At 68.1% G+C, this 24697-nt stretch carries 26 protein-coding genes and 1 pseudogene; 15 read left to right on the forward strand and 12 right to left on the reverse strand.

Going from position 1 to position 24697, the window contains the following annotated elements; all coding sequences use genetic code 11:
* Window positions 1-52 precede the first annotated feature (52 nt).
* From ACT89H_RS16565 to ACT89H_RS16575, 3 genes are read right to left on the reverse strand one after another with little or no spacing between them, the layout of a single operon-like run.
* The gene (locus tag ACT89H_RS16565) at window positions 53-406 is read right to left on the reverse strand and encodes a UBP-type zinc finger domain-containing protein (RefSeq protein ID WP_445109514.1); all 354 of its coding nucleotides are present in this window, start codon (window positions 404-406) and stop codon (window positions 53-55) included.
* Window positions 403-1905, reverse strand: a complete 1503-nt coding sequence (locus tag ACT89H_RS16570) for an ATP-binding protein (RefSeq protein ID WP_445109515.1) — start codon at window positions 1903-1905, stop codon at window positions 403-405. The genes ACT89H_RS16565 and ACT89H_RS16570 overlap by 4 nt, the downstream gene beginning before the upstream one ends.
* A gap of 13 nt (window positions 1906-1918) precedes the next feature.
* A complete protein-coding gene (locus ACT89H_RS16575; RefSeq protein ID WP_445109516.1) occupies window positions 1919-3586 on the reverse strand; it encodes an NAD(P)/FAD-dependent oxidoreductase in 1668 nt (555 codons plus the stop codon).
* 477 nt (window positions 3587-4063) lie between these two features.
* Here ACT89H_RS16575 and ACT89H_RS16580 point away from each other — a divergent pair, with 477 nt between their 5' ends.
* Window positions 4064-4519, forward strand: a complete 456-nt coding sequence (locus ACT89H_RS16580) for an SRPBCC family protein (protein WP_445109517.1) — start codon at window positions 4064-4066, stop codon at window positions 4517-4519.
* A 60-nt stretch (window positions 4520-4579) separates the two neighbouring features.
* Here ACT89H_RS16580 and ACT89H_RS16585 read toward each other — a convergent pair whose 3' ends face one another.
* Window positions 4580-5608: a beta-ketoacyl-ACP synthase III gene (locus ACT89H_RS16585; protein WP_445109518.1), complete on the reverse strand. Its 1029-nt coding sequence runs from the start codon at window positions 5606-5608 to the stop codon at window positions 4580-4582.
* Window positions 5609-5827: 219 nt separating this feature from the next.
* Here ACT89H_RS16585 and ACT89H_RS16590 point away from each other — a divergent pair, with 219 nt between their 5' ends.
* The 7 genes from ACT89H_RS16590 (at window position 5828) to ACT89H_RS16620 (ending at window position 11840) form a co-directional block, all read left to right on the forward strand.
* The gene (locus ACT89H_RS16590; RefSeq protein ID WP_437213457.1) at window positions 5828-6100 is read left to right on the forward strand and encodes a GlsB/YeaQ/YmgE family stress response membrane protein; all 273 of its coding nucleotides are present in this window, start codon (window positions 5828-5830) and stop codon (window positions 6098-6100) included.
* A 102-nt stretch (window positions 6101-6202) separates the two neighbouring features.
* Window positions 6203-6931 (forward strand): phosphatidylserine decarboxylase, encoded by a 729-nt coding sequence (locus tag ACT89H_RS16595; protein ID WP_445109519.1) that lies wholly within the window; start codon window positions 6203-6205, stop codon window positions 6929-6931.
* A complete protein-coding gene (locus ACT89H_RS16600; protein ID WP_445109520.1) occupies window positions 6931-7863 on the forward strand; it encodes a CDP-alcohol phosphatidyltransferase family protein in 933 nt (310 codons plus the stop codon). Before ACT89H_RS16595 ends, ACT89H_RS16600 begins: the two co-directional genes overlap by 1 nt.
* Window positions 7864-7895: 32 nt before the next feature.
* Entirely contained in the window at window positions 7896-8909 is a 1014-nt protein-coding gene (locus ACT89H_RS16605) for an RNA polymerase sigma-70 factor (protein ID WP_445109521.1), read from the forward strand.
* An 81-nt stretch (window positions 8910-8990) separates the two neighbouring features.
* Entirely contained in the window at window positions 8991-10079 is a 1089-nt protein-coding gene (locus ACT89H_RS16610; RefSeq protein ID WP_445109522.1) for an NAD(P)/FAD-dependent oxidoreductase, read from the forward strand.
* 55 nt (window positions 10080-10134) lie between these two features.
* On the forward strand, window positions 10135-10860 hold the full coding sequence (locus tag ACT89H_RS16615) for a Clp protease N-terminal domain-containing protein (protein ID WP_445109523.1): 726 nt from the start codon (window positions 10135-10137) through the stop codon (window positions 10858-10860).
* Window positions 10861-11222: 362 nt separating this feature from the next.
* The gene (locus tag ACT89H_RS16620; RefSeq protein WP_445109524.1) at window positions 11223-11840 is read left to right on the forward strand and encodes an IPT/TIG domain-containing protein; all 618 of its coding nucleotides are present in this window, start codon (window positions 11223-11225) and stop codon (window positions 11838-11840) included.
* A gap of 85 nt (window positions 11841-11925) precedes the next feature.
* Here the strand turns inward: ACT89H_RS16620 and ACT89H_RS16625 are convergent, their stop codons facing one another.
* Both ACT89H_RS16625 and ACT89H_RS16630 read right to left on the reverse strand, forming a co-directional pair.
* Complete coding sequence (locus tag ACT89H_RS16625; RefSeq protein ID WP_445109525.1) at window positions 11926-12600, reverse strand: suppressor of fused domain protein; 675 nt, start codon at window positions 12598-12600, stop codon at window positions 11926-11928.
* Between the two features lie 60 nt (window positions 12601-12660).
* A complete protein-coding gene (locus tag ACT89H_RS16630) occupies window positions 12661-14718 on the reverse strand; it encodes an NAD(+) synthase (RefSeq protein ID WP_445109526.1) in 2058 nt (685 codons plus the stop codon).
* A 189-nt stretch (window positions 14719-14907) separates the two neighbouring features.
* Between ACT89H_RS16630 and ACT89H_RS16635 the strand changes: the two genes are divergently transcribed.
* Together ACT89H_RS16635 and groL are read left to right on the forward strand one after the other, a co-directional pair.
* Entirely contained in the window at window positions 14908-15195 is a 288-nt protein-coding gene (locus ACT89H_RS16635; protein ID WP_445109527.1) for a hypothetical protein, read from the forward strand.
* Between the two features lie 214 nt (window positions 15196-15409).
* Window positions 15410-17035: a chaperonin GroEL gene (gene groL, locus ACT89H_RS16640; protein ID WP_445109528.1), complete on the forward strand. Its 1626-nt coding sequence runs from the start codon at window positions 15410-15412 to the stop codon at window positions 17033-17035.
* A 157-nt stretch (window positions 17036-17192) separates the two neighbouring features.
* Here groL and ACT89H_RS16645 read toward each other — a convergent pair whose 3' ends face one another.
* The 3 genes from ACT89H_RS16645 to ACT89H_RS16655 form a co-directional block, all read right to left on the reverse strand.
* Entirely contained in the window at window positions 17193-17525 is a 333-nt protein-coding gene (locus ACT89H_RS16645; RefSeq protein ID WP_445109529.1) for a hypothetical protein, read from the reverse strand.
* 467 nt (window positions 17526-17992) lie between these two features.
* On the reverse strand, window positions 17993-18262 hold the full coding sequence (locus ACT89H_RS16650; protein ID WP_445109530.1) for a hypothetical protein: 270 nt from the start codon (window positions 18260-18262) through the stop codon (window positions 17993-17995).
* A 54-nt stretch (window positions 18263-18316) separates the two neighbouring features.
* Window positions 18317-18571: a hypothetical protein gene (locus tag ACT89H_RS16655; protein WP_445109531.1), complete on the reverse strand. Its 255-nt coding sequence runs from the start codon at window positions 18569-18571 to the stop codon at window positions 18317-18319.
* Window positions 18572-18720: 149 nt separating this feature from the next.
* Between ACT89H_RS16655 and ACT89H_RS16660 the strand changes: the two genes are divergently transcribed.
* Both ACT89H_RS16660 and ACT89H_RS16665 read left to right on the forward strand, forming a co-directional pair.
* The gene (locus tag ACT89H_RS16660; RefSeq protein ID WP_445109769.1) at window positions 18721-19329 is read left to right on the forward strand and encodes a helix-turn-helix domain-containing protein; all 609 of its coding nucleotides are present in this window, start codon (window positions 18721-18723) and stop codon (window positions 19327-19329) included.
* On the forward strand, window positions 19263-19901 hold the full coding sequence (locus ACT89H_RS16665; RefSeq protein WP_445109532.1) for a hypothetical protein: 639 nt from the start codon (window positions 19263-19265) through the stop codon (window positions 19899-19901). Before ACT89H_RS16660 ends, ACT89H_RS16665 begins: the two co-directional genes overlap by 67 nt.
* A 68-nt stretch (window positions 19902-19969) precedes the next feature.
* Here ACT89H_RS16665 and ACT89H_RS16670 read toward each other — a convergent pair whose 3' ends face one another.
* Window positions 19970-20968, reverse strand: coding sequence for an SMP-30/gluconolactonase/LRE family protein (locus ACT89H_RS16670; RefSeq protein ID WP_445109533.1), 999 nt, complete (start codon window positions 20966-20968; stop codon window positions 19970-19972).
* 122 nt (window positions 20969-21090) lie between these two features.
* On the opposite strand from ACT89H_RS16670, the gene ACT89H_RS16675 reads away from it, so the two are divergent.
* A complete protein-coding gene (locus ACT89H_RS16675) occupies window positions 21091-21543 on the forward strand; it encodes a MarR family winged helix-turn-helix transcriptional regulator (protein WP_445109534.1) in 453 nt (150 codons plus the stop codon).
* A 210-nt stretch (window positions 21544-21753) separates the two neighbouring features.
* On the opposite strand, the pseudogene ACT89H_RS16680 reads toward ACT89H_RS16675, so the two are convergent.
* Together ACT89H_RS16680 and ACT89H_RS16685 are read right to left on the reverse strand one after the other, a co-directional pair.
* A pseudogene (locus tag ACT89H_RS16680) lies at window positions 21754-22098 on the reverse strand (MFS transporter); the annotation flags it as partial.
* A 57-nt stretch (window positions 22099-22155) separates the two neighbouring features.
* Entirely contained in the window at window positions 22156-22839 is a 684-nt protein-coding gene (locus ACT89H_RS16685; protein ID WP_445109535.1) for a ZIP family metal transporter, read from the reverse strand.
* A 55-nt stretch (window positions 22840-22894) separates the two neighbouring features.
* On the opposite strand from ACT89H_RS16685, the gene ACT89H_RS16690 reads away from it, so the two are divergent.
* Both ACT89H_RS16690 and ACT89H_RS16695 read left to right on the forward strand, forming a co-directional pair.
* Window positions 22895-23719, forward strand: a complete 825-nt coding sequence (locus tag ACT89H_RS16690; RefSeq protein WP_445109536.1) for an HAD-IIA family hydrolase — start codon at window positions 22895-22897, stop codon at window positions 23717-23719.
* A 298-nt stretch (window positions 23720-24017) separates the two neighbouring features.
* Complete coding sequence (locus ACT89H_RS16695; RefSeq protein ID WP_445109537.1) at window positions 24018-24650, forward strand: TetR/AcrR family transcriptional regulator; 633 nt, start codon at window positions 24018-24020, stop codon at window positions 24648-24650.
* Window positions 24651-24697 lie beyond the last annotated feature (47 nt).

Consider the following 24697-nt stretch of genomic DNA (forward strand, 5'->3'; position numbering starts at 1 on the left):
TCGTGGCGCCGGAGGCCCCGGCGTCCGCAGCAGCGTACCGGTTCCGGCGGCGTCAGTGGATGTGCGCCCGCCAATCCGCGGGGACTCGATCGCGCGGGCCGGGCACGCTTTGATCGGCGGGATGACTGCGCGGTGGCGCCAATTCCGGTCCGCCGGTGAGCAGCTCTCCGGTTTCGAAGTTGTAGTACCAGTCCTCACCCGGCTCGAAGCTCTGGATGAACGGGTGACCGGTGCTTCGCGCGTGCCGGGTGGCGTGCTGCGCGGGGGAGGTGTCGCAGCACCCGACATGTCCGCACTGGGCGCACCGGCGCAAATGCACCCACCAGCCGGAATGCTGCTCGCACTCCACGCAACCCGGTCCACTCGGCGGTACCGCGGGATCGATGCCCGCGAGTTGCTCGGTCATGACTGCCCTTCCGTGTCGGTTCCCGCGACGGCGTCGCTCCGATCCTGCTCGGGGCGGCGCAGCGGCAGCCAGACGGTGAACCGGGTGTCGCCCGGCTCCGAGTCGACCCGGATGTCGCCGTTGTGCTTGTCGACCACGATGCGGAACGAGATGTCCAGCCCCAGGCCGGTGCCCTCGCCCATCGGCTTGGTGGTGAAGAACGGTTCGAAGATGCGGTTACGGGCCTCGGGCGCGATGCCCGGCCCGGTGTCGCCGATCTCCACGACCGCGCAGTCGTTCTCCTGCCCGGTGCGGATGGTCAGCGTACCTTCGCCGTTCATCGCGTACACCGCGTTGTCGATCAGATTCGTCCAGACCTGGTTGAGTTCGGCCGCGTAGCACGGCACGTGCGGCAGCGTCCGGTCGTACTCCTTGACCACGTGCACGCCGTTGCCGATCTTGCGGCTGAGCATCACCAAGGTGCTGTCCAGCAGTTCGTGGATGTCGACCACCTGGAACGGCGCCCGGTCCATCTGCGAATACTGTTTCGCGGCGCCGACCAACGCGGAGATGCGCGTCGTCGAGTCGGCGATCTCGTTCATCAGCAGCTCGGTCTCGATGGTGTAGTTCAGCCAGCGGACGGCGCCTTGGAACACCTGCTCCGGTGCGCCCTCCAGGGTGGCGGCCACCCGCTCCAGCCAGTCGGCGTCGATCCCGGCCTGCACGAAGTTCGGCGCGAGGTTCCAGCCGTCGGTGATCCCGTGTTCCTCCAGCCATTCGCCGAGCGCGTCCTCGCGATCGGCGGCTTCCAGCGGGGTCAGCTCCGGCGCCTTCGCGACCTGGGCGGCGGCCTCCTCCTGCAGGCGCACCAAGGAGCCCAAGGACGACGGATCGAACTTGCCCTCCGCCATCATGGCGAGCTTGTGCCGCATGCCGGCGACGCGCTCGCGCAGGCCCGACGTGGCGCGCACCGCGGCGGCGGCCGGGTTGTTCAGCTCGTGGGTGAGGCCCGCCGACAGCGAACCGAGCGCCAGCAGCCGCTCGCGCTCGCCGATGCGCGCGTTGGCGTTGCGGTTGCCGAAGAACGCCCCTTCGAGCAGGTGCACGGCCATCGGGAACCACTCGTGCATCATCCGGGCGAAGCTGTCGGCGTCCAGCACGAAGAACCGCGACGGCCGCGTCACCCGCATCGATTGGGTGTAGGTCTGGTCGACCTTGTCGCCGATATAGGCCATCCACGCGCCCGCGTACGCGCCGCGGTGCTCGGTGCGGACCAGTTCGATCTCCGCGCCCGCGGACTGCTTGGTGAGTACCACCTCGCCGTCCATCAGCACGTAGAAGCAGGTGGCCGGTTCGCCCTCGCGGAAGACGAGACCGGGTTCGATGTTCTCGATCCGGCCGTCGGCGCACAGCCGTTCCAGTTGTTCGTCGTCCAGCTTTTCGAACAGGAACAGGGCGCGCAGCTCGGCGGGGTCGCACACCGAACGGCTGCTGCGGTCCGCGGTCTGGTTCGAAGTCATCTGCGCCTCCTGGTCACGCGAGATAGCGGTGCACGAGCATGACGGCCATGGCGCCTTCGCCGACGGCGGACGCGACGCGCTTGGCCGACTCGGCGTGCACGTCGCCCGCCACGAACACGCCGGGCACGCTGGTCTCGAGATGATGCGGTGGCCGCGGCAGCTCCCAGCCCGGGGGACGCGCGCCCTCGACCATCAGATCCGGGCCGGCGAGTACGTAACCGGCGCTGTCGCGGATGACGACGCCGTCGAGCCAATCGGTCTGCGGCGCGGCCCCGATGAACAGGAACAACCGCTCCGCGTCGGCCTTCTCCTCGGCGCCGGTCCTGTTGTCGCGCAGCACGATCTGCTGGAGGTGATCGGCACCGTCGGCGGCGATCACCTCGGTGTTGGTGTGCACCTCGATGTTCGCGATCTGCGCGATCTGCTGGATGAGGTAATGCGACATGGACCGTTCCAGCGAATCCGCCCGAACCACCAGATGCACGGTGCGCGCGTTGCGGGACAGGAACACCGCGGCCTGGCCCGCGGAGTTCGCGCCGCCGACGATGTAGACCTCGTGATCGGCGCACTCGGACGCCTCGGTCATGGCGGATCCGTAGTACACGCCGCGTCCGGTGAAGTCGTCGACACCCGGCGCCGGGTGGCGGCGGTAGTCGACGCCGGTCGCGATGATCACGGTGTGCGCGCACAGCGTGCCGCCGTCGGCGAACCGCACGGTGCGCGCGGACCCGTTCACCTCGAGCCCCACCACCTCGCGTGTGGTGATCACCTCGGCGCCGAATTTCGCCGCCTGCCGCCGGGCCCGGTCGGCCAGTTGCGCGCCGGACAAGCCGTCGGGGAAGCCGAGATAGTTCTCGATGCGCGAACTCTGCCCCGCCTGGCCGCCGGTGGCGGTCCGCTCCACGAGCACGGTGCGCAGACCCTCGGACGCGCCGTAGACCGCCGCGCCGAGACCGGCGGGACCGCCGCCCACCACGATCAGGTCGTAGAACTCGCCCGCCGGGTCGACGGTCAGGCCGACGTTCTGGGCCAGTTCACTGTCGCTGGGCTGCACCAGCGCCTCGCCCGCGGAGGTGATCACCACCGGACAGCGCTGGGGGTCGGCGCCCGCCGCTTCCAGCAGTCGCGCGCCCTCGGGCTCGTCGGCCAGGTACCACCGGTAGGGCAGCTGGTTGCGGGCCAGGAATTCGCGCACCTGCGACGACCGCGGCGACCAGCGATTGCCGACCACCTTGGTCTCGGTGACGGGCCGGTGCTCGCTGCCGCGCCAGGCGTCCAACAGCACATCCAGCACCGGATAGAGCTTTTCCTCCGGCGGGTCCCACGGTTTGAGCAGGTAGTGGTCGAGGTCGACGACGTTGATCGCATCGATCGCGGCGTTGGTGTCGGCGTAGGCGGTCAACAGCACGCGGCGCGCGTACGGGTGCAGGTCCATCGCCTGCTCCAGGAATTCGATGCCGTCCATGCCCGGCATCCGATAGTCGGCGATCAACACGGCGACCGGCTGCCCGCGCAGCTTCATCTCCCGCAGCGCGTCGAGGGCCTGCGCACCCGATTCCGCGCGCAGAATCCGGTAATCGGCGCCGTAACGGCGGCGCAGGTCGCGGACGACCGCCCGGGAAACTCCCGGGTCGTCATCGACGCTCAGGATGGCCGGTTTCGTAGCAGCGGGTGAAGTCACCTGACGAGTATGGAGCCTCGCGGCGCGGTCTGTCGTGGGCGTTCGCCCAGGGCTCAGAGCCGATGGCGCAGGACAAGATCGAGCTCACGCGGAGTGAGCAGACGTTCGAGGCGTTCTTCCTGTGCGGCCCCGCGCCTGCCCCGTGGCGGAAATACCGACGCGCCGTGTGTCTTTCGCCCGTCCTCGGGCTGGATCGCGGGCAGTAGCGGAACGCGGTCCGCCGGTCGACGATGGAGCAGCGAGCGCAGTTTCACGGCCGATCACCTCACGTTGGACGCCGAAATGTTGGAGGCGGTGTCTGTGCTTCATGTATCTGTTATTGTGCGCCGATCATTACACCGGCAGGTGCGCGAGTAGTGAAACTGTGACGGAACTGTCGGCGCGCCTAAAATGTGCGCGACTCGTACCACCGCGTGCGGACGGATGGGCGTTCGGATGGATGGCCGTCGGTCCGTCGCTCGAATCCCGGAGGAAGCGTTGCCGAAAAATCTCGAAGCCAGCATCGACATCTCGGCTCCCCCGGAGCGGGTGTGGGCGGTGGTCTCCGATCTGAAGCGGATGCCGGAGTTCAGCCCGCAGTGCGTTCGCATGGTGGCGCTCGGCGCGCTCGGGGTGGGCACCTGGACGATCAACGTCAATCGCGACGGCAAGAAATTCTGGCCGACCACGTCCCGCATCGTGCGGTTCGAGCCGAACCGGGCGTTCGCCTTCCGGGTCACCGAGAACCGCTCCGTGTGGAGCTACACCTTGGAGCCCACCGAGTCCGGCACGCGGCTGATCGAGCGGCGCGACATGCCCAACGGCACCACCTGGTTCTCCCGCAAGGCCATCGATGCCGCGCTCGGCGGCGAGGCCCCGTTCGAGCAGGCGCTGGTGCACGGCATGAACGAGACGTTGGGCAAGGTCAAGGCGGCGGTCGAAGCCGGCGCCTGAGTGCGCGACGCTCGCCGCGGCGGGTCGACCGGAGTGACCCGACCGCGGCGAGCCGGAGCGTCACTTCCAGTTCGGCAGGTTGACGACCTGAGCCGCGTAGGACAGGCCCGCGCCGAACGCGATGAGCAGCGCCGTGTCGCCCGGCTTGGACTCACCCTTGCGCAGCAGCGACTCCATGGCCAGCGGGATCGAGGCGGCCGAGGTGTTGCCCGCCTCCTCGATGTCGTTGGCGAGCGCGCAGTGCTCGGGCAGCTTCAGCACCCGGGCCATGATCTCGATGATCCGGCCGTTGGCCTGGTGCGGGATCATCGCGTCCAGATCCTCGGGGGACAGCCCGGCGCGGTCGATCGCGTCGCGACACACCTTCTCCAGCGAGTGCGCGGCCCACCGGAACACCGCGGTGCCCTCCATCACCAGATAGGGCCGCACCGCGTCCAGGCCCTTCTCGTCGATCTCGTGGAAGAACTCCATCCAGTCCTTGTCCTGCCGGATGGCGTGGTGCTGGGTGCCGTCCGAGCCCCACACGGTGGGGCCGATACCCGGCTCGTCGGAGGGGCCGACGATCACCGCGCCCGCGCCGTCGGCGAAGAGGAAGGCGGTGGAGCGGTCCTTCGGGTTGACCGTGTTCGTCAGCTTCTCCACACCGATCACGAGCACATGCGTCGCCGTGCCCGCCCGGACCAGATCCGACGCCAGCGCGAGCGAGTGGCAGAAGCCCGCGCAGCCGGCCGAGACGTCGAAGGCGGCGGCGCCGTTCATGCCGAGTTCGGTGGCGATGCGCGGGGCGGCGGCCGGTGTCAGCAACAGGTGGGTGGACGTAGCAACGATCACGCAATCGACTTGGTCGACCGCGATGCCGGAGGATTCCAGCGCGCCGCGCGCGGCGGCGACGCTCATGCTCTGGATCGTCTCGGACTCGTCGGCGAACCGCCGGGTCCTGATGCCCGATCTGGTCCTGATCCACTCGTCGCTGGAGTTGATCGGACCCGCCACCTCCTCGTTGGTGACCACTCGAGCAGGGCGGTAAACGCCGAGCCCGAGGATCGCCGTGTGCTCTGCCCCGGTGGTCTGGGCGATTCGAGCAGCCATCTGCGTCTCCTATGTACCTGCGGCGGCGCCGCCGGGGGTTCCCCGAAGCATCGATATCGGTCCCTCATCAGCCACTGCCCTTTGGCGAATAGACATGAGGCTTCCTCATATTAGCTTGGAAGTCGCTCGTCTGGCGCGCGTATTCCGACAATCGGTGGGTATCTCGTCGAAGCACGCCACTGCTGCACGAGGCGTGGCCCAACTGAATGCGAGGACACCATGCTCGGTCTCGGGATTATCGGATGGATCATCATCGGCGGTCTTGCCGGATGGATCGCGAGCAAGATCATGAAGACGGACGCCCAACAGGGCATCTTGCTCAATATCGTCGTCGGGGTGATCGGCGGTCTGCTCGGTGGGTTCCTGCTGAAGCTGTTCGGGGTCGACGTCGAGGGCGGCGGCCTGTGGTTCAGCTTCTTCACCTGCCTGGGTGGCGCGGTGATCCTGTTGTTCCTGGTTCGACTGGTCACGGGCGCCCGAGTCAGGTCCTGACGCCGCGTGCCACAGGCTCCTTTCCCGTAAGGTGTGAACGCTTGCGCCCGACCTATCGTTGAGGGGCGCGAACCGTCTGCATCGAGCACGAAAGAGGAGCCTGTGGCCCGCCGTCCCACCCCGCCCGGCACGCCTGAACGTACTGGAATCGGCCACGTCGTCGATCTGGTCCGCGACGCGATCCCGCCGTTGCATCCCGCCGGGCTTCCCTTCGTCGCCGCGCCTTTGGCGGTCGCCGTGGTCGGGGGCAGGCGCAAATGGGTGCGGCGCGGCGGACTGTTCGCCGCGGCGGCGTGTGCCACCTTCTTCCGTCACCCGCATCGTGTGCCGCCGAATCGGCGCGGTGTCGTGGTCGCCCCCGCCGACGGCCAGATCGCCTTGGTCGACACGGCCGCTCCTCCCGCGGAGCTTGGTCTCGGCGAAGCTCCGCTGCCGCGGGTCAGCATCTTCCTGTCCGTGCTGGACGTCCACGTGCAGCGCACTCCCGTCTCCGGCGTCGTGCGCACCGTGCTGCACCAGCCCGGCGAATTCCGCTCCGCCGACCTGCCCGAGGCGAGTTCGGTGAACGAGCGCAACAGCATCGTGCTGGAGACGCCGGAGGGCGAACAGGTCGTCGTGGTGCAGATCGCCGGGCTGCTCGCGCGCCGGATCGTCTGCGACGCCCAGGTCGGTGACGTGCTGACCATCGGCGACACCTACGGCCTGATCCGCTTCGGCTCGCGGGTCGACACCTATTTCCCGGCGGGCACCGAACTGCTCGTGCAGCCGGGCCAGCGCACCATCGGCGGCGAAACCGTGCTCGCCGTGCTCGGCACGTCCGCCGACGCGTGATGGAAGCGGCGGTACCCACCCAGCGGCGCAGGCGGCGCAGCGTCCGCCTGCTGCCGAGCATCGTCACCATCCTGGCGCTGTGCGCGGGGCTGTCGGCGGTGAAATTCGGCCTCGACGGCAAACTCGATATCGCGCTGGCCATGATCGGCGCCGCCGCCGTGCTGGACACCCTCGACGGCAGGCTGGCCAGGATGCTCGACGCCACCACGAAGATGGGCGCCGAGCTGGACTCGCTGTCGGATGCCATCTCCTTCGGCGTCGCGCCCGCCCTGGTGCTGTATGTGACCCTGCTCAGCAGCAACAGCGTCGGCTGGATCGTCGCGTTGCTGTTCGCGGTCAGCATCGTGCTGCGCCTGGCCCGGTTCAACACCCTGATGGACGACGACACCCGGCCGGATTGGGCGCGGGAGTACTTCGTCGGTGTGCCCGCCCCGGCGGGTGCGCTCATCGCGGTGGTGCCGGTGGCCCTGTTCGTGCAATTCGGCGACGGCTGGTGGGTCGGCTTCTACGAGGTCGCGGCGTGGACGGTGTTCGCGGCCGCGCTGTGCGTCAGCACCATCCCGACGCTGGCCATGAAATCGGTGTCGGTGGCCCCGCAGGCCGCGGCCGGACTGCTGGTGCTGGTCGCGCTCGCCGCCGCGGCGCTGGTCACGTATCCGATCGTGCTACTGCTGGTGCTGGTCGCCTTGTATCTGGCGCACATCCCGTTCGCCTGGCATTCCCAGCGCTGGGTGGCCGCGCGCCCGGAGACCTGGACACACAAACCGGCCGAACGGCGTGCGCAACGACGGGCGGACCGGAGGCTGCCCGCCATCCGTCGCCCGGTCATCCCCCGTCCAGCGATCCGCGGCTCGGCTCGTCTGCGGCTGCGCAGACCTGGGGCGAAGCAACGTCAGAACGGTGGTCAGCCGCCGAGCGCGGGCCTTTCGTAGCTCTTTCGGGCGACAACTGGTTTCGTGAGTACATGGGTAACTCGTCGGGCACGCCCAAACCAGCAGCGGCACTGAACGCAGGACCTGGAAGCAAGCCGGTACGGCCGGAGGACGCGGAGAGGCTGGCGTGCTTGCGGGAATTCGAGGGGCATCGCCCGCGGCTGTTCGCGCTCGCCTATCGGATGCTCGGCTCGGCGGGCGAGGCCGAGGACGCGGTGCAGGAAACCTATCTGCGCTGGGATGGGGCCGACCGCGGCAGTATCCGCTCCGCCGAGGCATGGTTGACCACCGCGCTGGTGAATCTCTGTCGTACCTGGCTGGTTTCGGCGCGGGCCCGGCGGGAGAGCTATGTCGGGCCGTGGCTGCCCGAGCCGGTGCCGACCGCGCGCGGCGAGCTCGGCCCGCTGGAGACCGTCGAGGAGCGCGAACAGGTCTCGCTCGCGCTGCTCACCGCGCTGGAGCGGCTGACCCCGATCGAACGCGCCGTTTTCGTGCTGCGCGAGGCATTCGGATACGCGCACCGCGAGATCGCGGACATGCTCGACATCACCGAGACCAATTCGCAGCAGATCTTTCGTCGAGCGGGCCTGCGGGTGCGCGAAGGCCGCGCCCGCTTCGGAATTGCGCCCGATCATGCCCGTGAGCTCATCGAGCGATTCCTGAAGGCGGCGCGCGACGGCGACGTGGCGTCGCTGGAGCGGATGCTCGCCGCCGACGTGAGCGCGACGGCCGACGGCGGTGGCAAGGTGCGCGCGGCGCGGCGGCCCGTGCGCGGTGCGGCGCAGGTGGCGCGCTACCTCGTGGGCCTGATGCGCTGGGAGGTGCCGGGCATGCGGCTGGTCGTGGAGGAGGTCAACGGCGCGCCCGCCGCGGTCGCGCGGGTGGACGGTGCGCCGCTGCTCGTGGTCGGCGTCGATGCGGCCGAGGGCGTGGTCACCGCGCTGCGGTTGATCGTGAATCCGGACAAGCTGGCCTATCTCGCCCGGGCGAGCGGGTCCGATGACGCGGTGAGCACCTTGCCGGACCGGCGTCGCCGTCGCATGTGACGCGCTTCACGCCGCCGGTCTGTCAGGAATCGGGCTGCTGTCCGGTCTGAGGAGTGATGGCCGATCGAAAGGAGCCTCAGCATGACCGGACAGCATCGGATCGTCGTTCTCGGCGCGGGGTACGCGGGACTGGCGGCGGCCCGCAGGCTCGCTCGCGCGGCGGGGGACGCCCGGATCACCGTGGTGGACGCCCACGCGTCGTTCGTCGAGCGCATACGACTGCATCAGCAGGCGGCCGGGCAGCAGATCCCGGCATGGGATCTGCGAGAAGCGTTGGAGAGCAAGGGAATCGGTTTCGTGCGCGCGCTGGCGACGGAAATCGACACGGTCGCGCGGCGGGTGGTGCTCGACGCGGCGCCCGCCCTCGACTACGACACCTTGATCTACGCGCTCGGTAGCGTCGCCGATTTCGACAGCGTGCCCGGCGTCGCCGAACACGCCTATTCGATCGCCACCCAGGAAGACGTGCGCGACCTGGCCGTGGCGGGCGGGCCGGTGGCAGTCGTCGGCGCCGGGGCGACCGGCATCGAGCTGGCAGCGGAACTGGCCGAATCGCACCCGGGCCTCCGGGTGGTGCTGCTCGGGTCGGAGGAGCCGGGCGCCTGGCTGTCGGCGAAGGCGCAGGCGCATATCACGCGGACGCTGAAGCGTCTCGGGGTCGAGATCCGGTCCGGTGCCAAGGTGATCGAGGTGACCGCCGACGGGCCGCGCCTGGCGGACGGCACGCTGGTCGAGGCCGCGGCGACGGTGTGGACCACGGGTTTCCGGGTGCCCGACCTCGCTGCCCGCTCCGGTGTGGCGGTGGACTCCGACGGTCGCGTGTCGACCGACGCCGCCTTGCGCTCGGTGTCGCATCCGGACATCCTCGCCGCGGGCGACGCCGCCGTGGTCGCGGGACCGGGTGGACGCGATCTGCGGATGGCGTGTGCCACGGCGCTGCCGACCGGCAAGCACGCGGCGGACACCGCCGTCGCCCTGATGCGTGGTCGCGAGCCGCGGGAGCTGCGGTTTCGCTATGTGCTCCAGTGCCTGAGCCTGGGCCGCGGGAACGGGGTCGTCCAGGTCGTGCACGCCGACGACGCACCGGCCAGAACGGTGCTGACCGGGCGCACGGCCGCCTGGGTGAAGGAACGCATCGTGCGCGGCGCGGCTTCGTCGGCGCGCCCGTGATTTCAATCGTCAACTAACGGTTGACGATGGCCTATCGTCAACCTATGGTTGACGCATGACCGCACAATTCCGCCTCGACGACCTGATCGAAGGCATCAAGAAAGCCCGCCCCGACAATGTGCTCGAGCAACTGTCCGACGCCGTCGTCGCGGGGAACCACCTCGGTGAAGTGGCCGATCACCTGATCGGCCACTTCGTGGACCAGGCCCGCCGTTCCGGTGCTTCGTGGACCGACATCGGCGCCAGCATGGGCGTCACCAAGCAGGCCGCCCAGAAACGGTTCGTCCCCAAGGTGCCCGATCCGGGCTCCGCGGCGGCCATGGACCCGAACACGGGCTTCGCCCGCTTCACGCCGCGGGCGCGCGCGGTGGTGGTGGCGGCGCAAGAGGCAGCCCGCAACGCGAGCAACCGGGAAATCACCCTCGGTCATCTCGTGCTGGGGTTGCTCACCGAACCGGAGGGTCTCGCGGTGCGCGAACTCGTCCACCAAGGCGTGGCCGTCGACGTGATCGCCGCCGCCGCGGCCGCGTCCCTGCCGCCGAGCGAGGGGGACCTCCCCGCGCTGATCCCGTTCGGCGCGGAGGTGAAGAAAGTTCTCGAGCTCACCTTCCGCGAGGCGCTTCGGCTGGGGCACAACTACGTCGGCACCGAGCACATCCTGCTCGCCTTGCTGGAACAGGAGAACGGCACCGGGTTGCTCAGCGATCTCGGCGTCGACAAGGCAAGCGCCGAAACGCATCTGGGCGAGCTGCTCGCGTCCATCAAGATCGAGGAATCCTGATTCCGGTGTGAATTGCCGTTTCGGGCAGACCGAGTGGGCCGGATCCACGTGATCCACGAATTCCCACGGTGATGGCCAGGGCCCGCCCAGAATTCGCGGGGCGGGCCCTCGCGCCTCCAGTAGCCGGCCTTCCCTGCCCTGCGGCCGGCAAACAGGGTGTCGTAAAGCAGTCGGTTGCTGCGATCAGAACAGGCATAGCCGAAACCGGACGAAACCAGACGAAAACGGACAAAAACGGAGTGGGAATTCGTTGCCGAAGTGCCTGCGCTGGTGGGTTACTGGAGGTAGCGGTTTTCCGGCAGATTCGGAATCCGTTGCAATATTCCCCTTTTCAGTGCAATTCCGTTTTTGGAGGCGGACCAATGGCACCTGTTCTCACCTCGCTCACACCCAGTTTCGGCCCTCCCGCGGGTGGAAACTCCGTAATCATCACCGGCTCCGGGTTCAGCGGTGTCGGTCCGTTGACGGTACGGTTCGGCACGACCGCAACCACATTCACCATCGACTCCAATACCCAGATCACCGCCATCGCTCCGCCGGGAACGGGCACGGTGAACGTCACCGTCAGCGCGAATCTGGACGGCACGAGCAACCCGCTGCCCTACACCTACGGCGCCGGCCTGGTCTACGCCAGCGATGCTGCCCTCTCGGGCACGGTGTATTCGATGCCGGCATCCGGTGGCATGGCAACGCCTGTGGTAACCGGCCTGAATCAGCCCATGGGCCTGGCCCACGTCGGCAACACCCTCTACATCGCCGAATTCGGAGCCAACCGGGTGGTCTCGGTGCCGGATACCGGCGGAGCCGTCACCCCGCTGGTGACTACCGGCCTGTCGGGCCCGGTCGATATCGCCGTGTCCGGTAGCACCCTGTTCATCACCGACAGCGGCAACCTCAGGGTGGTGTCGGCGCCGATCACCGGCGGCAGCCCCACTCTGGTCGCCAGCGTCCCCACCGGCGTCTTCGGTATCGCGGTGTGAACTTCGGTGCATGCTGAATGATTCGCGTGATCGTCCCCGGCCGCGGCTGTGGCCGGGGACGATCACGCGGATACGGGCGGCCTGCTCATCCTCGCCCGGCCAGACCTCCACCCCAGCGCGGCCAGCGGGCTTGCGGTTTCGGCTCGGGCACCAACGGTTCGCGGTGGATGTCGGTGACGTACAGGGGTAGTCGGGGTTCCAGCTCGGCGAGCAGTGCCAGGGCCCGACCGCCTTGCGCCGCACGGTATTCCCGCATGGTCAGCCCGACGATCTGCAAGAACAGCACGCGGCCGTGCGGGCTGTCGATGGCGCCCAGTTCCGGATCGGTCACGAAGCAGACGGCGTGACTGGTGCAGTCCGCGTGGTCCGCCGCGATCGGCCCGTTGGTCTTGATGGTGTGGCCCGGTTCGAACCACTTGCCGGACTGGAAGACGTAGCGGGCGAGGTTCTGCATGAAATTCGCCGGCCACGCGGGCGGTTCGGTGTCCTCGGGCCTGCGCGCCAACCGGAAGGTGAACTCGAAGCCCCAGCCGGACTCCGCCGGGTTGTCCCACTCCTTCTCGTACAGCTCGGTCATCCCGTAGCTGATGTAGTGCCAGTGCGGCACCGGGTCGGTGCGGGAGTAGGCGCTGATCCCGTCGAGAGGGTCCGGCCCGCCCAGCGACCACGGGTGGTCGGACGCCCAATGAAAAGGCTCGATTTCGCCGTACAGCGGCCGCAACGCATCGTCGATGGCATCCCAGCCGGTTCGCTCACTCACGCAGTCACCATAGGCAGGGGTGCGTCCGGCCCTGTCCGGGGTGTCGGGCGCGGCGACGGGTCAGACGTCCGGCACGTTGCGGTCGAGCTCATCCAGCCAAGCCGCCGCCGATGCGTCGCTCGGCGCGCGCCAGTCGCCGCGTGGCGACAGCGAACCTCCGGAGCCGACCTTCGGCGCGTTCGGCAGCGTCGAGCGCTTGAACTGGCTGGTCTGCACGAAGCGGCGCAGGAACTCGCCCAGCCAGTACTTGATCGTGGCGAGCTCGTAGGAGTTGCGCTGGTCGGCCGGGACCAGATCGGGCCACCGGCCGGTCGCGGGATCGGACCAGGCGTGTCTGGCCAGGTAGGCGATACGGCTGGGCAGGTAGCCGAAGCGCAACAGGTAGTAGAGGTGGAAGTCCTGCAATTCGTATGGGCCGACCGTTGCCTCGGAGCTCTGGGCCGGGGCGGAGGAATCCTCGTGCGGGATCAGTTCGGGCGAGATCTCGGTGCGCAGGATGGAGGACAGCACCTCGTTCGCCTCGGTGCCGAACTGCTCGGTGTCCACCGCCCAGGCGATCAGGTACTTGATCAGCGTCTTGGGCACCGACGCGTTCACGCTGTAATGCGCCATGTGGTCGCCGACGCCGAAGGTGCACCAGCCCAGTGCGAGTTCGCTGAGGTCGCCGGTGCCGATCACCAGCGCGCCGTGCATATTGGCCAGCCGGAACAGATGCGAGGTCCGCTCGCCCGCCTGCACGTTCTCGTAGGTGATGTCGTACACCGGCGCGCCGTCGGCGGCCGGATGGCCGAGGTCGCGCAGCATCTGGGTGGCCGACGGGCTGATGTCGATCTCGTGCGCCGTCACGCCGAGGGCGGCCATCAGACGGTGCGCGTCGGTTCTGGTCCTGGTGCTGGTCGCGAAGCCGGGCATGGTGTAGGCGAGGACGTTCTCCCGCGGCAGGCCGAGCCGGTCCATCGTCTTGGCCGCCACGATCAGCGCCTGGGTGGAATCCAAGCCGCCCGACACCCCGATCACCACGCGCTCGGTGCCGGTGGCACGCAATCGCGTGCTCAAGCCCTCCACCTGGATGTGGTGCACCTCGGCGCAGCGCTCGTTGCGCCGGGCCGGGTCGGCGGGGACGTAGGGGAAGCGCGCGATCTCGCGCTCCAGCGCGACCGAGTCCTCGGGGACGGGCAGCCGCACATCGACGTGCCGCAGCGTGGCCAGCCGGTCGCGATGGTCGTGCACATTGTCGGCGAAGCTGGTGGTGCGCAGTCGGTCGGCGGCCAGCCGGCGCAGGTCCAGGTCGGCGGTGATCAACTGGGGATGATCGGAGAACCGCTCGCCCTCCGCGAGCAGGTCGCCGTTCTCGCAGATCAGGGCCTGTCCGTCCCAGGCGAGATCGGTGGTCGACTCGCCGGTCCCCGCGGCGGAATACAGGTACGCCGCGAGATAGCGCGCCGAATGGGAGGTGCACAGCGAGCGCCGGTAGTCCGCCTTGCCGATCACGATGTTGCTCGCGGACAGGTTGACCAGCACGGTCGCCCCCGCCAGTGCGGCGAAGCCGCTGGGCGGCAGCGGGACCCAACCGTCCTCGCAGATCTCCAGGTGGAAGACGAAGTCCTCCAGATTGCTCGCGCGAAACAGCAGGTCGGATCCGAACGGCGCCCGATGCCCGGCGATGGTGACGTGATCCTCCAGCGCCTCTCGCGCCGCCGCGAACTGGCGCTTCTCGTAGAACTCCCGATAGTTCGGCAGGTAGCTCTTCGGCGCCACGCCGAGCACGATGCCCCGGCAGATCACGATCGCGCAGTTGAACAACCGGTGCTGAACCCGCACCGGCGCGCCCACCACGAGCACCGTGTCGATGTCCGTGCTCGCCGCGACCACCCGGGCGAGCGAAGCCTCCACCGCCAGGTCCAGCGCGTCCTGGTGGAACAGATCGTCGGCGGTGTAGGAGGACAATCCCAGCTCGGGGAACACCGTCAGCACCGCACCGGCCGCCGCGGCCTGCGCGGCGAGCTCCACGGTCTGTTCCACGTTGTAGGCGGGGTCGGCCACCCGGACCCGGGGCACCGCGACCGCCACCCGGGCGAAGCCGTGCCGGTAGAGCGAATCGAACGGCAGGTCGTCCACCCGTGTCCCCTTCCGGGATGAGGTTGATCATGGTCCACCCGGAATCTACGCCGCCACGGTCGCCCCGGCGCGGTGTCGAGGTCCCCGACTCCGCGGAACGGGGGTGGTGACCAGTGCTTTTCTCGTCAGCGCGGGGCGACGCGAATCGTCCGGCTCGAGACGTGAACCCCTGGCGGCTAAGCTATAGCAATGGCGGATGACACGGATTCCGACCTAATAGCAGGGGAGCGGCGCGCAGATCTGCTGCGCGCTCTTCCGTATGTGTCCACCGAGTCCCAGCCGGACGGCGGCACCGTGGTGAACGGCGACCTGCCGCCCGACGTCGCCCCTCCGTTCATTCGCGCCATCATGCGGGTGGAAGCGGAGCTGCTGCTGCGCGACGCCGAACTCGTCAACGAGTACGGCGAGCCGCGCACCCAGGAGCAGCGCCGCAACGACGCCATCATCGCGCTGCTGTTCCGCTTCGACGACCGCTAGGACCGGCGCGGACCTTGCACTCGACCCCCCTGAGTGCTAAAAATGCTCTTGGCACTCTCGACCTGTGAGTGCCAGGTCGGGACGGTGAGACCGGGTTCCGTAGACACCCTCGGTCGTCCGTCGCGGGCACCGAACCTGGCCAGCGTAACTGGGGCGACCCAACCGGCGGTCGTCCTGTGTGTCAGCCATACACATGGAGGATCTCAACAACGCCATGGCCAAGACAATTGCGTATGACGAAGAGGCCCGCCGCGGCCTCGAGCGGGGTCTGAACAGCCTCGCCGACGCGGTCAAGGTGACGCTGGGCCCCAAGGGTCGCAACGTTGTCCTGGAGAAGAAGTGGGGCGCCCCCACGATCACCAACGATGGTGTGTCCATCGCCAAGGAGATCGAGCTGGAGGACCCGTACGAGAAGATCGGCGCCGAGCTGGTCAAGGAAGTCGCTAAGAAGACCGACGACGTCGCGGGCGACGGCACCACCACCGCGACCGTGCTCGCCCAGGCGCTGGTGCGCGAGGGCCTGCGCAATGTCGCGGCCGGCGCGAACCCGCTGGGCCTGAAGCGCGGCATCGAGAAGGCCGTCGAGGCCGTCACCGCCAAGCTGCTCGACACCGCCAAGGAGGTCGAGACCAAGGAGCAGATCGCCGCCACCGCCGGTATCTCGGCCGGCGACGCGTCCATCGGTGAGCTGATCGCCGAGGCCATGGACAAGGTCGGCAAGGAAGGCGTCATCACCGTCGAGGAGAGCAACACCTTCGGCCTCCAGCTGGAGCTCACCGAGGGCATGCGCTTCGACAAGGGCTACATCTCCGGCTACTTCGTCACCGACCCGGAGCGTCAGGAAGCGGTCCTCGAGGACCCGTACATCCTGCTGGTCGGCTCGAAGGTCTCCACCGTCAAGGACCTGCTGCCGCTGCTGGAGAAGGTCATCCAGGCGGGCAAGCCGCTGCTGATCATCGCCGAGGACGTCGAGGGCGAGGCCCTGTCCACCCTGGTGGTCAACAAGATCCGCGGCACCTTCAAGTCGGTCGCCGTCAAGGCTCCCGGCTTCGGTGACCGTCGCAAGGCTCAGCTGGCCGACATCGCCATCCTGACCGGTGGCGAGGTCATCAGCGAAGAGGTCGGCCTCTCGCTGGAGACCGCGGGCGTCGAGCTGCTCGGCCAGGCGCGCAAGGTCGTCGTCACCAAGGACGAGACCACCATCGTCGAGGGCGCGGGCGACGCGGAGGCGATCAAGGGCCGGGTCGCGCAGATCCGTACCGAGATCGAGAACTCCGACTCGGACTACGACCGGGAGAAGCTGCAGGAGCGTCTGGCCAAGCTGGCCGGCGGTGTCGCGGTGATCAAGGCGGGCGCGGCCACCGAGGTGGAGCTCAAGGAGCGCAAGCACCGCATCGAGGACGCCGTCCGTAACGCGAAGGCGGCCGTCGAGGAGGGCATCGTCGCCGGTGGTGGCGTGGCCCTGCTGCAGTCGGCTCCGGCGCTGGACGAGCTGAAGCTCACCGGTGACGAGGCCACCGGCGCGAACATCGTGAAGGTCGCGCTGTCGGCTCCGCTGAAGCAGATCGCGTTCAACGCGGGCCTCGAGCCCGGCGTGGTCGCCGAGAAGGTGTCCAACCTGCCCGCGGGTCACGGCCTGAACGCCGACTCGGGCGAGTACGAGGACCTGCTGGCCGCCGGTGTCGCCGACCCGGTCAAGGTCACCCGCTCGGCGCTGCAGAACGCGGCCTCGATCGCGGCTCTGTTCCTGACCACGGAGGCCGTCGTCGCCGACAAGCCGGAGAAGGCCGCCGCTCCCGCCGGCGACCCGACCGGTGGCATGGGCGGCATGGACTTCTGAGTCCTGCCCCTGGGCAACGCATTTCGAACCGGAAGCCGGTCCACCGCGAGGTGGGCCGGCTTCCGGCGTTCCGGGGTCGGATGCCGTCGAGGGTGACGACAGTCGACTCGAGATGCCGCCCATAGAGCACCCGGTCCTGCGGCGGTGAATTGCCGACTTACCTTGGCACAGGCCAGAAACCGGTCTCGCCGATCGTGATCACGCAGGGCCGGTTCAGTACACCGGCCTTGTAGACGGCTTCATCGAGATGAGTCGACATCAAAACCATCCATGTCTTCCACGGCGTGCTCTCGCCACTGGGTGTTCCGGCCTTCGCTGCGAGGCGCAAGTAGTAGTCGCGGAGTTCCTCGTCGGTGAACCTGAATTTCAGCGGGGGAACCACCGGCGATTCGCCGGTAGATGTGAGCTGCAACCGACCGGCGTCGTCGTGGCTGACCTGGTATCCCCACTCGGTACCGGCACGAATCACCGAATCGGTGAGTTCGTCCAAGCTGGGCTCAGGCTTTTCCACCACAGGCTCCTCCAGGGTAGGCGGTGATGACCTTGCCTTCGTCGTTCACGATCACAGTGGGCTGAACCGTCTTGGCTATCGCTCCGGTGGCGCGGTCGACGAGATAGATCTGCTTACACCTGCCGTTGAATTGACAGTCTCTGACGCACCGACGGACACCAACCCGCAGGTAGATCGGGGCTTAGGGGAGCCACGTCGCGTGACTCCCCTCGGACTCGGCCCGGCTTGAACGGGCTGCCACCCTCTCCACGTGGGCGCATTCATCCGGAGCCAGTGCGCCTTGGGCGAGGACGTCGAGAACGTTAGCTCTCGGCCCCACATCGGGCAAGGGCGGCAGTGATTACTATCCCGCCCCTCACTCACGATCACGGTGGGCTGGACGGTCTTGGCTATCGCTCCGGTCACACGGTTGACCAGGGTAGGTGTCGAGTGCACCGGTTTATCGTTCAGTCGTGCGAATCGCGCGCATGCTCGATCGCACGTTCCTCGCGGCGGTCGGCGTATTCCTCCAGCGTGTAGGAGTGTCCGTCGTCGCCGACGAGGTAGACGTGCCCGTCGAGGAAGGACTCGCGGTAGCCGATCATGTCTGGTCCGGCCCATTCGCGAATGGCTTCGGCGAACATTTCCACCGTTTCCCGCGGCGGGCCGGGATAGTCCTCCGACGGCCCGACGAACGGGACCCGCACCGGCAGTTCCGGGGTTTCGTCACTCGCCATGATCGGCCCCGTTTCCGAGCAAGTGCCGCCACATCTCGGCGTCGCCGAGGGTGGTCATCGGGTGACCCGGGCGTCGGGGACGATCTTGCCGTCGTCGACCAGCGCCCAGTACGCGGCAGCCTTGGCCGGGCAGAGTGCCATGACGCATTCGGCGTGGTCCTGCCATACCTGGTGTGCTTCCTCTGTGGTGGACATTCCGACAGCGCTGTGGAACGACACGGGCCCGGCGTCCGAGCTGGGCAGTAGACAGACGGTGATCGCGAGAGCGCCGAGCGCGGCGACGACCATCAAGATGGTGACTGCGGGCATCCGGTGCTACCCCCTATGCGTGTTCGGTTGTTGGGCGCCCGCCGCCGGGGAGTTCGGCGCTCGACCCGACGGCGGGGCTATGGGAAGTGTGTTCTGTGTGGACTGCTGCGAACTGCCACAAGATGTGGCAGCGTTGAGGGATGGATGAGATGGGGGTCGGGGAACGGACCGCCCGAGCGCGTAAGCTCGCGCGGCTCACCCAAACCCAGCTCGCGCACAAGGCGAACGTGTCGCTGTCACTGCTACGCAAGGTCGAGCAGGGCGACCGCCCGGCCTCGCCCGCGTTCATCGCCGCGGTGGCTCGCGCGCTGGGTGTGAATGTCGAGGATCTGACCGGGCAGCCCTACTCCCCGCAGCCTGCCGACTCCACCGCGCACGCGACCATCCGGGAACTGCGTCGTCGGATACTGGCATTCACTGACGAACCGCTCACTAGGCCAACGTCTTTGGAGAAAATAGCGGCGGCTCTGAATCGGGTGCGGGAGGGTATGCGCCGGGCTCAGTACTCCGACCTCACGGCCGAACTACCCGACGTGATTCACGGTCTGCACGTATCCTCGCTGCCGACGCGGCCCCCGGATATCACCTCGAGAAGGCTTATTCGACGCTTGCCTACGCCTATAACAGGGCATCGTCGTTTGCCTACAGGTACGGGTACCTCGACCTCGCCGGACTGGCGTCCGAGCGTTGCGTGTGGGCAGCGGAACGCAGCGGCGACCCGGTGTGGCCGATCGCGGCCGAGTATCACCGTGCGTTGATCCTGCTGTACTCCGGCGCGTACGCGAGCGGACTCGGGGTTGTCGACCGCGCCCACTCCGCCAGCGACCAGTTGCCCACGACACCTGACCTTCTCGCCGTCCGGGGCGCGTTGCACCTGCGTGGATCAATCCTGTCGGCCCGCGCGCTCGACGGCGACACCGCGAACTCGCACTTGCGGGAAGCGCGCAAGATCGGCGAAGTGGTCACGTCGGAGCTTGCCGGGGACTACGGCACGCAATTCCAGCTGCCGAACGTGGCGATCCACTCCGTTGCGGTACCGGTCGAACTGTCCGACGGCACGACCGCTGTGGCCCGCGCCGAGCGGATCCGTCTGCCCGCATCGGTGGCGCCGTCTCGTGCCGGGCATCACTGGATCGATGTGTCGCGGGCGTGGTTGCTGCACGGCGACAAGGCCCGCGCGCTGTCCAGCCTCGAGCGGGCGCGCAAGATCGCACCGGAGTTGACCCGTAACCACCCTCAGGTGCACGAGACCGTCCGCGTGCTCGCCCACGCGCGCCGGGGTACCGACACCCTGGCCCGGTTCGCGAAGTGGGCCAACGTCAAGATTTGAGCTGATCGAATCCGGACCTGCACCACCAGCCGCCTGCGGTGGCGCTGGCCGGGATCGGCGTTCCTGCGTCAGAATCCGTCGAGCGTGACGACGGCGAACGGCGTCTTCGGCGTGCCGGGCGCCATCGGGCCGCCCTTGTCGAATTGGGAGGAGACGATCAGGGTTCGGTCACCGGCGCGGGCGAGGGTCGTGGGGATGGAGAGGGCCTGGTCGGTGCGCTGTTGGGCGAGCGTCGCGGTGGCGCCGTCGTCGGAGAGCGTCCAGCGGCTGATGGTGTTGGTGGTGTTGTGCGCGGCCCACAGGGTGTTGTCGCGCAGTTCCAACCCGTCGCCCTGACGCAGATCGCCACCGCGCAGGGCCACCTTGCGGATCGGAGTCGGCTCCGGCGTCAACGCGATGCGGTACAAGTCGCCGCGCGGCATGTCGACAGTGAGCAGGTAGCGGCCTTCCGGGTCGGCGACGATGCCGTTGAGGCTGAAGCCGCCGGGCTCGATCGGCGGCAGCACGGAGTGCAGGTCGAACTGCGGGGTCAGTTCGGCGCGCCCGCCTTGTGCCCTGGCGGCGGCCAGTTGGTCCGGTGTCACGCGATAGACGAGCGCCCTTATGGTGTCGGTCAGGTACGCCGTGCCGTCCGGGGTGATGGCGAGATCGTTCACGAAGTGGGCGTCGCTGCCGGGCACGGTGAAGTCGGCGAGCAGGGCGCGGGTAGCGATGTCGTAGACCGCGACGCCGGTGGTCGAGTCGGTCACCCACAATCGTCCGGCCGCATCGACTTTCAAGCCATTGGCGGTCTTGTGGTTGTTGGCGCCTTCGGGCAGGAAGACCTCGGCTCGGTGCGTGTTCGGCGTCGCGCGATAGACGGCGCCGGTGGCGTAGGAGCCGACGTAGCTGTCTCCCGTCCGAGCGTCCACCGCGATGCCTTCGGGATAGGCGCGGTCGCCAGGCAGCTCGTAGGCGGTGTGGACGGCGGTGCTCGGCGCGTCGCTCGTGCCGCAGGAGACGAGCGTCAGGCAAGCGGTGCCTGCCGCGAGGCTCGACAACAGGCGCAGGGGTAGGGCGTGGGGCATCGGACACCTCTTAGAGATCGTTCATGGAAACATGCTCACATTGAGCAACTGGCACGAATCTAAGTTAGAACTCTAATATCCGTCAAGGCTGAAACGAGAGGATGTGCGGATACCATGCGCATATGACGTCCATGCCCGCCGCCGAACGGATCGGCTCGTATCTGAAACGTGCCGAGCAGTCCCTGAACACGGCCAAGAACGCCGCGTTGAAACCGGCGGGCGTCACCGTGCCCCAGTACGCCGCACTACTGTTCCTCGCCGAGAATCCCGGCATCTCGGCCGCCGCCCTGGCCCGGCTCTGCGGCGTCACCCCGCCCTCGATGAACACCGTGCTGGGCAATCTGCAGGACCGCGGGCTCATCGAGCGCACCCCGCACCCGTGGCACAAGAACGTCCTCGAGACAACCTTGACCGACAAGGGCGTGACGGTCATGCGCGACGCGGATACCCGGGCCGTGCGCGTCGAACGCGCCCTGGCCGAGGAATTCACCGACGCCGAGCGAGCCACCTTGCTGAAGTTGCTCACTCGCTGCGCCGACCGATTGGATTCGATCCGCCCCGGCCCTGCCGCTTAGCCACCGGAGGCGGGGCACGGTGATGATGGTGCGCCCCGCTGATCCGGCGGCGGGTTCGCCACCGACGAGCGGTCGCACTGCGGTCACCCGTGGCACGAGACTGTCCCGCAGACCACGGTGATCGGCAAGGGCGTGGCGGTGCTGCGCGACGCCCCGCGCCGAACGCGCCCTTGCCGAGGAATTCGCCAACGCCGCGTTGGCTTGGAAGGCCGCCGCCCCGATGGCCGCCACGACGCGTGCCGCGGCCATGACCGCGAAGCTATCCCCGGCGGCCTGCCCGATCATGCCGACCACGAAGAGCGCGGCGCCGCCGCCGAGGAGCACGCGGCGATCCCAGGAGCCGGTCGCCGCGGCGATCAGCGGTGCGGCGATGGCGTAGGTCCAGGCGAACATCGTGGTCAGCTGACCGGCGGTGGATACGGAAACGTGCAGGTCGGCACCAATCAGCGGAAGCAGTCCGCTGAGCACGAAGCCGTCGGTGCCGAGGACGAACGTACCCACGGCGAGCGGTAGTAGCGATCGGTGGAGATCATTCGATGATTGTCGAAGCATCATGGAATGAGGGTGAGATACAGTTAGATGCGGCGCTGACAACCGCCGTCGCGTGCGGTGTCAGCGCAGGATGAAGGCCACGAGAAACCCCGCAGCCGTGGCCATTCCGACCCACCAGCCGCCTTCGCGGTAGGCCTCCGGCATCAGCGAGTCGGCCAGGACCGCGATCGTGGCGCCGCCCGCGAACGCTTGCACTGCCCCGATATGGGTCTGGGACAGGATGTCCGACAACGCGTTACCGAGCACCGTGACCAGAACGAGCACCGCGCCGGTCGCCGTCCACAGCCGCAGGGTGTGGTGGCGTGCCACGCCGTGCTGGTCGCACATCAGCGCGGCTCCGCTGATCGCCTCTGGCACGTTGCCCACGGCCACCGCCACCAGCAGGACGAGTCCGCCGCCATCGGCCAGTGTGACGCCGAGCGCCGTGTTCTCCGGGACGCCGTCCAGCACCGCGCCGAGCATCAGCGCCCAGCCGAGCGCGCGCGGGCCGAGCTTGTTCTCGATGAGATGGTTGGCCACCACGTAAACCCCCGCGCCCGCGAACAGCGCGATCGCGGCGATCGTCGCGTTCTGGCGGAAGGCCGGCTCGAACAGCTCACTGGACACCGCCGCGATCATCGTGCCCGCGCCGAAGGCCATCAGGGAAGCGAGTACCGCCTTGGGGAGTCGCCACCGCGATCCGATGGCGGCGCCCAGGATCAGCGGTACCGCCGTGCCGAGACCATAGAGCAGCGCCTTCCCCATGGCAACACCTTAAGGTCGGCCTGCTGGGTCCGCCCGTCGGTCGTACGCTGAAGCCATGCCTGAGCGCGATCGGATCCGAGGTGTGCTCTACGACATCGACGGCGTCCTGGTGACCTCCTGGCGGGAGATCGCGGGCGCCGCCGCCGCGGTGCGCCGGATCCGGGAGAACGGACTGCGTCGGGCGTTCCTGACCAACACCACCTCGCGTACCTGCGCCGAGATCGCGGAACGCCTGTGCGGCACCGGTATCGAGGTCGAGCCCTCCGAGATCGTCACCGCCGCACGGCTCACCGCGGAATTCGTACGCGGGCGATATCCGGACGCCGCAGTCTGGGTGCTCAACCACGGCGATATCGAAGCCGACCTCGCCGGTCTCCAGCTCGACGAGGGGCATCCGGATGTGGTCGTGATCGGCGGCGCGGGACCGGAATTCACCCATGCGGCGCTGAGCCGAGTGGCGGAACTGATGCTGGACGGCGTGCCCGTCGTCGCCATGCACAGCGGGCTGACCTGGGCGACCGCGGACGGGTTGCGCATCGACGCCGGCGCGTATCTGCCCGGCCTGGAGGCGGCGGGCAACGCCCGCATCGAGGTGGTGGGCAAGCCCGCGGCTCCCGGTTTCCGGACCGCCGTCGCGCTGATGCGGCTGGAGCCGGCGGAGGTCGTGATGATCGGTGACGACCTGTATTCGGATGTGCTTGCGGCGCAGGACGTCGGGCTGACCGGCGTCCTGGTGCGCACCGGCAAATTCCGGCCCGGTGTGCTCGCGTCGTCCGATCGCGCGCCCGATCACGTCATCGATTCCGTGGTCGATCTGCCGGAATTGCTGTCCGGTTCCGGGGGATTGGGCGAAACCGCCGTACCCGACGAATCGGAATGAAACAAAAAATTCTACAGTTTCCCTCTAAAATTGCCCGCAAGCGCGGCGCCGCTAGGTATCGTCTGTTCCGGCAAATAGCCAGTGACAGAGAATCTCCTACGGCCAGATCGGAGTTTCCGAATGCTCGATCCGTGGAAAATGCGCAAGCTACTATGGTCGCCGGGCTTCTGTCCGGCGACCATTTGATGAGGAGTCAACTGCTCAGACAACTTTCGGCTAACTCGTAGCCGGCCGAGGGTTGTAACGAAGGGCCCGATCGATGACGATGAGTTCGGGCCCTTCTGTATTGTCTGGCCCAATGTCACAGGATGCGAATACGGGTCGAATGTATGCCGGGCAACCCGTGGAGGACCGGCAACGTCAGCGGCGTGCGCGTTTTCTGGAGTCAGGCCTGACGGTCTTCGCGCGGGACGGCTACGCCAACAGTTCGGTCGGCGCCATATGCAAGGACGCTGGACTCTCCTCCCGACAGTTCTACGAGGAGTTCACCGGTCGCGAGTCCCTGCTCCTAGAACTGTACGAGCAGATCGACCGGGAGTCGCGGGACGCCGTGAAGAAGGCGTTGGACGCGAGGTCCGGCGCGAAGGCGCTGGAGGTCATCGACGCCGCCGTGCGCGCCTACGTCGAATCCATCGGTTCCGATCCGCGCAAGGCGCGCGTCGCCCTGGTGGAAGTGGTCGGCGCGGGACCGAAGGTGGAAAAGTTCCGCCTCGCGGTGCGCCGGGAGTGGGGGTCACTGCTGGCCGGCGCCGCCGAAGACGCCGCCCTGCACGGCGAGATACCCGCGGGCGACTACGAGATGCGGATGCTCGCCATCATCGGCGGCGTCAACTACGTGGTCGACTCGTGGAGCGGTGCGGATCCGCGCCCGCCGCTGGACGACGTGATCCGGGTGCTCAGAAGAGTGATCATGGGCGCGGTCCGCGCCTAGCGTCCGGCCTGCGGCACCGAGCACGACCAGCGCGGTAACGTGCGGGG

The organism is Nocardia aegles (genome assembly GCF_052545135.1).

Bases quoted from the DNA above. Each gene is read 5' to 3' on its own strand.
- ACT89H_RS16565 (WP_445109514.1), bottom strand. From the start codon at position 406: ATGACCGAGCAACTCGCGGGCATCGATCCCGCGGTACCGCCGAGTGGA.
- ACT89H_RS16570 (WP_445109515.1), bottom strand. From the start codon at position 1,905: ATGACTTCGAACCAGACCGCGGACCGCAGCAGCCGTTCGGTGTGCGAC.
- ACT89H_RS16585 (WP_445109518.1), bottom strand. From the start codon at position 5,608: ATGGCTGCTCGAATCGCCCAGACCACCGGGGCAGAGCACACGGCGATC.
- ACT89H_RS16590 (WP_437213457.1), top strand. From the start codon at position 5,828: ATGCTCGGTCTCGGGATTATCGGATGGATCATCATCGGCGGTCTTGCC.
- ACT89H_RS16600 (WP_445109520.1), top strand. From the start codon at position 6,931: ATGGAAGCGGCGGTACCCACCCAGCGGCGCAGGCGGCGCAGCGTCCGC.
- ACT89H_RS16605 (WP_445109521.1), top strand. From the start codon at position 7,896: ATGGGTAACTCGTCGGGCACGCCCAAACCAGCAGCGGCACTGAACGCA.
- ACT89H_RS16610 (WP_445109522.1), top strand. From the start codon at position 8,991: ATGACCGGACAGCATCGGATCGTCGTTCTCGGCGCGGGGTACGCGGGA.
- ACT89H_RS16615 (WP_445109523.1), top strand. From the start codon at position 10,135: ATGACCGCACAATTCCGCCTCGACGACCTGATCGAAGGCATCAAGAAA.
- ACT89H_RS16620 (WP_445109524.1), top strand. From the start codon at position 11,223: ATGGCACCTGTTCTCACCTCGCTCACACCCAGTTTCGGCCCTCCCGCG.
- ACT89H_RS16635 (WP_445109527.1), top strand. From the start codon at position 14,908: ATGGCGGATGACACGGATTCCGACCTAATAGCAGGGGAGCGGCGCGCA.
- groL (WP_445109528.1), top strand. From the start codon at position 15,410: ATGGCCAAGACAATTGCGTATGACGAAGAGGCCCGCCGCGGCCTCGAG.
- ACT89H_RS16650 (WP_445109530.1), bottom strand. From the start codon at position 18,262: ATGGCGAGTGACGAAACCCCGGAACTGCCGGTGCGGGTCCCGTTCGTC.
- ACT89H_RS16655 (WP_445109531.1), bottom strand. From the start codon at position 18,571: ATGCCCGCAGTCACCATCTTGATGGTCGTCGCCGCGCTCGGCGCTCTC.
- ACT89H_RS16660 (WP_445109769.1), top strand. From the start codon at position 18,721: ATGGGGGTCGGGGAACGGACCGCCCGAGCGCGTAAGCTCGCGCGGCTC.
- ACT89H_RS16670 (WP_445109533.1), bottom strand. From the start codon at position 20,968: ATGCCCCACGCCCTACCCCTGCGCCTGTTGTCGAGCCTCGCGGCAGGC.
- ACT89H_RS16675 (WP_445109534.1), top strand. From the start codon at position 21,091: ATGACGTCCATGCCCGCCGCCGAACGGATCGGCTCGTATCTGAAACGT.
- ACT89H_RS16685 (WP_445109535.1), bottom strand. From the start codon at position 22,839: ATGGGGAAGGCGCTGCTCTATGGTCTCGGCACGGCGGTACCGCTGATC.
- ACT89H_RS16690 (WP_445109536.1), top strand. From the start codon at position 22,895: ATGCCTGAGCGCGATCGGATCCGAGGTGTGCTCTACGACATCGACGGC.
- ACT89H_RS16695 (WP_445109537.1), top strand. From the start codon at position 24,018: ATGTCACAGGATGCGAATACGGGTCGAATGTATGCCGGGCAACCCGTG.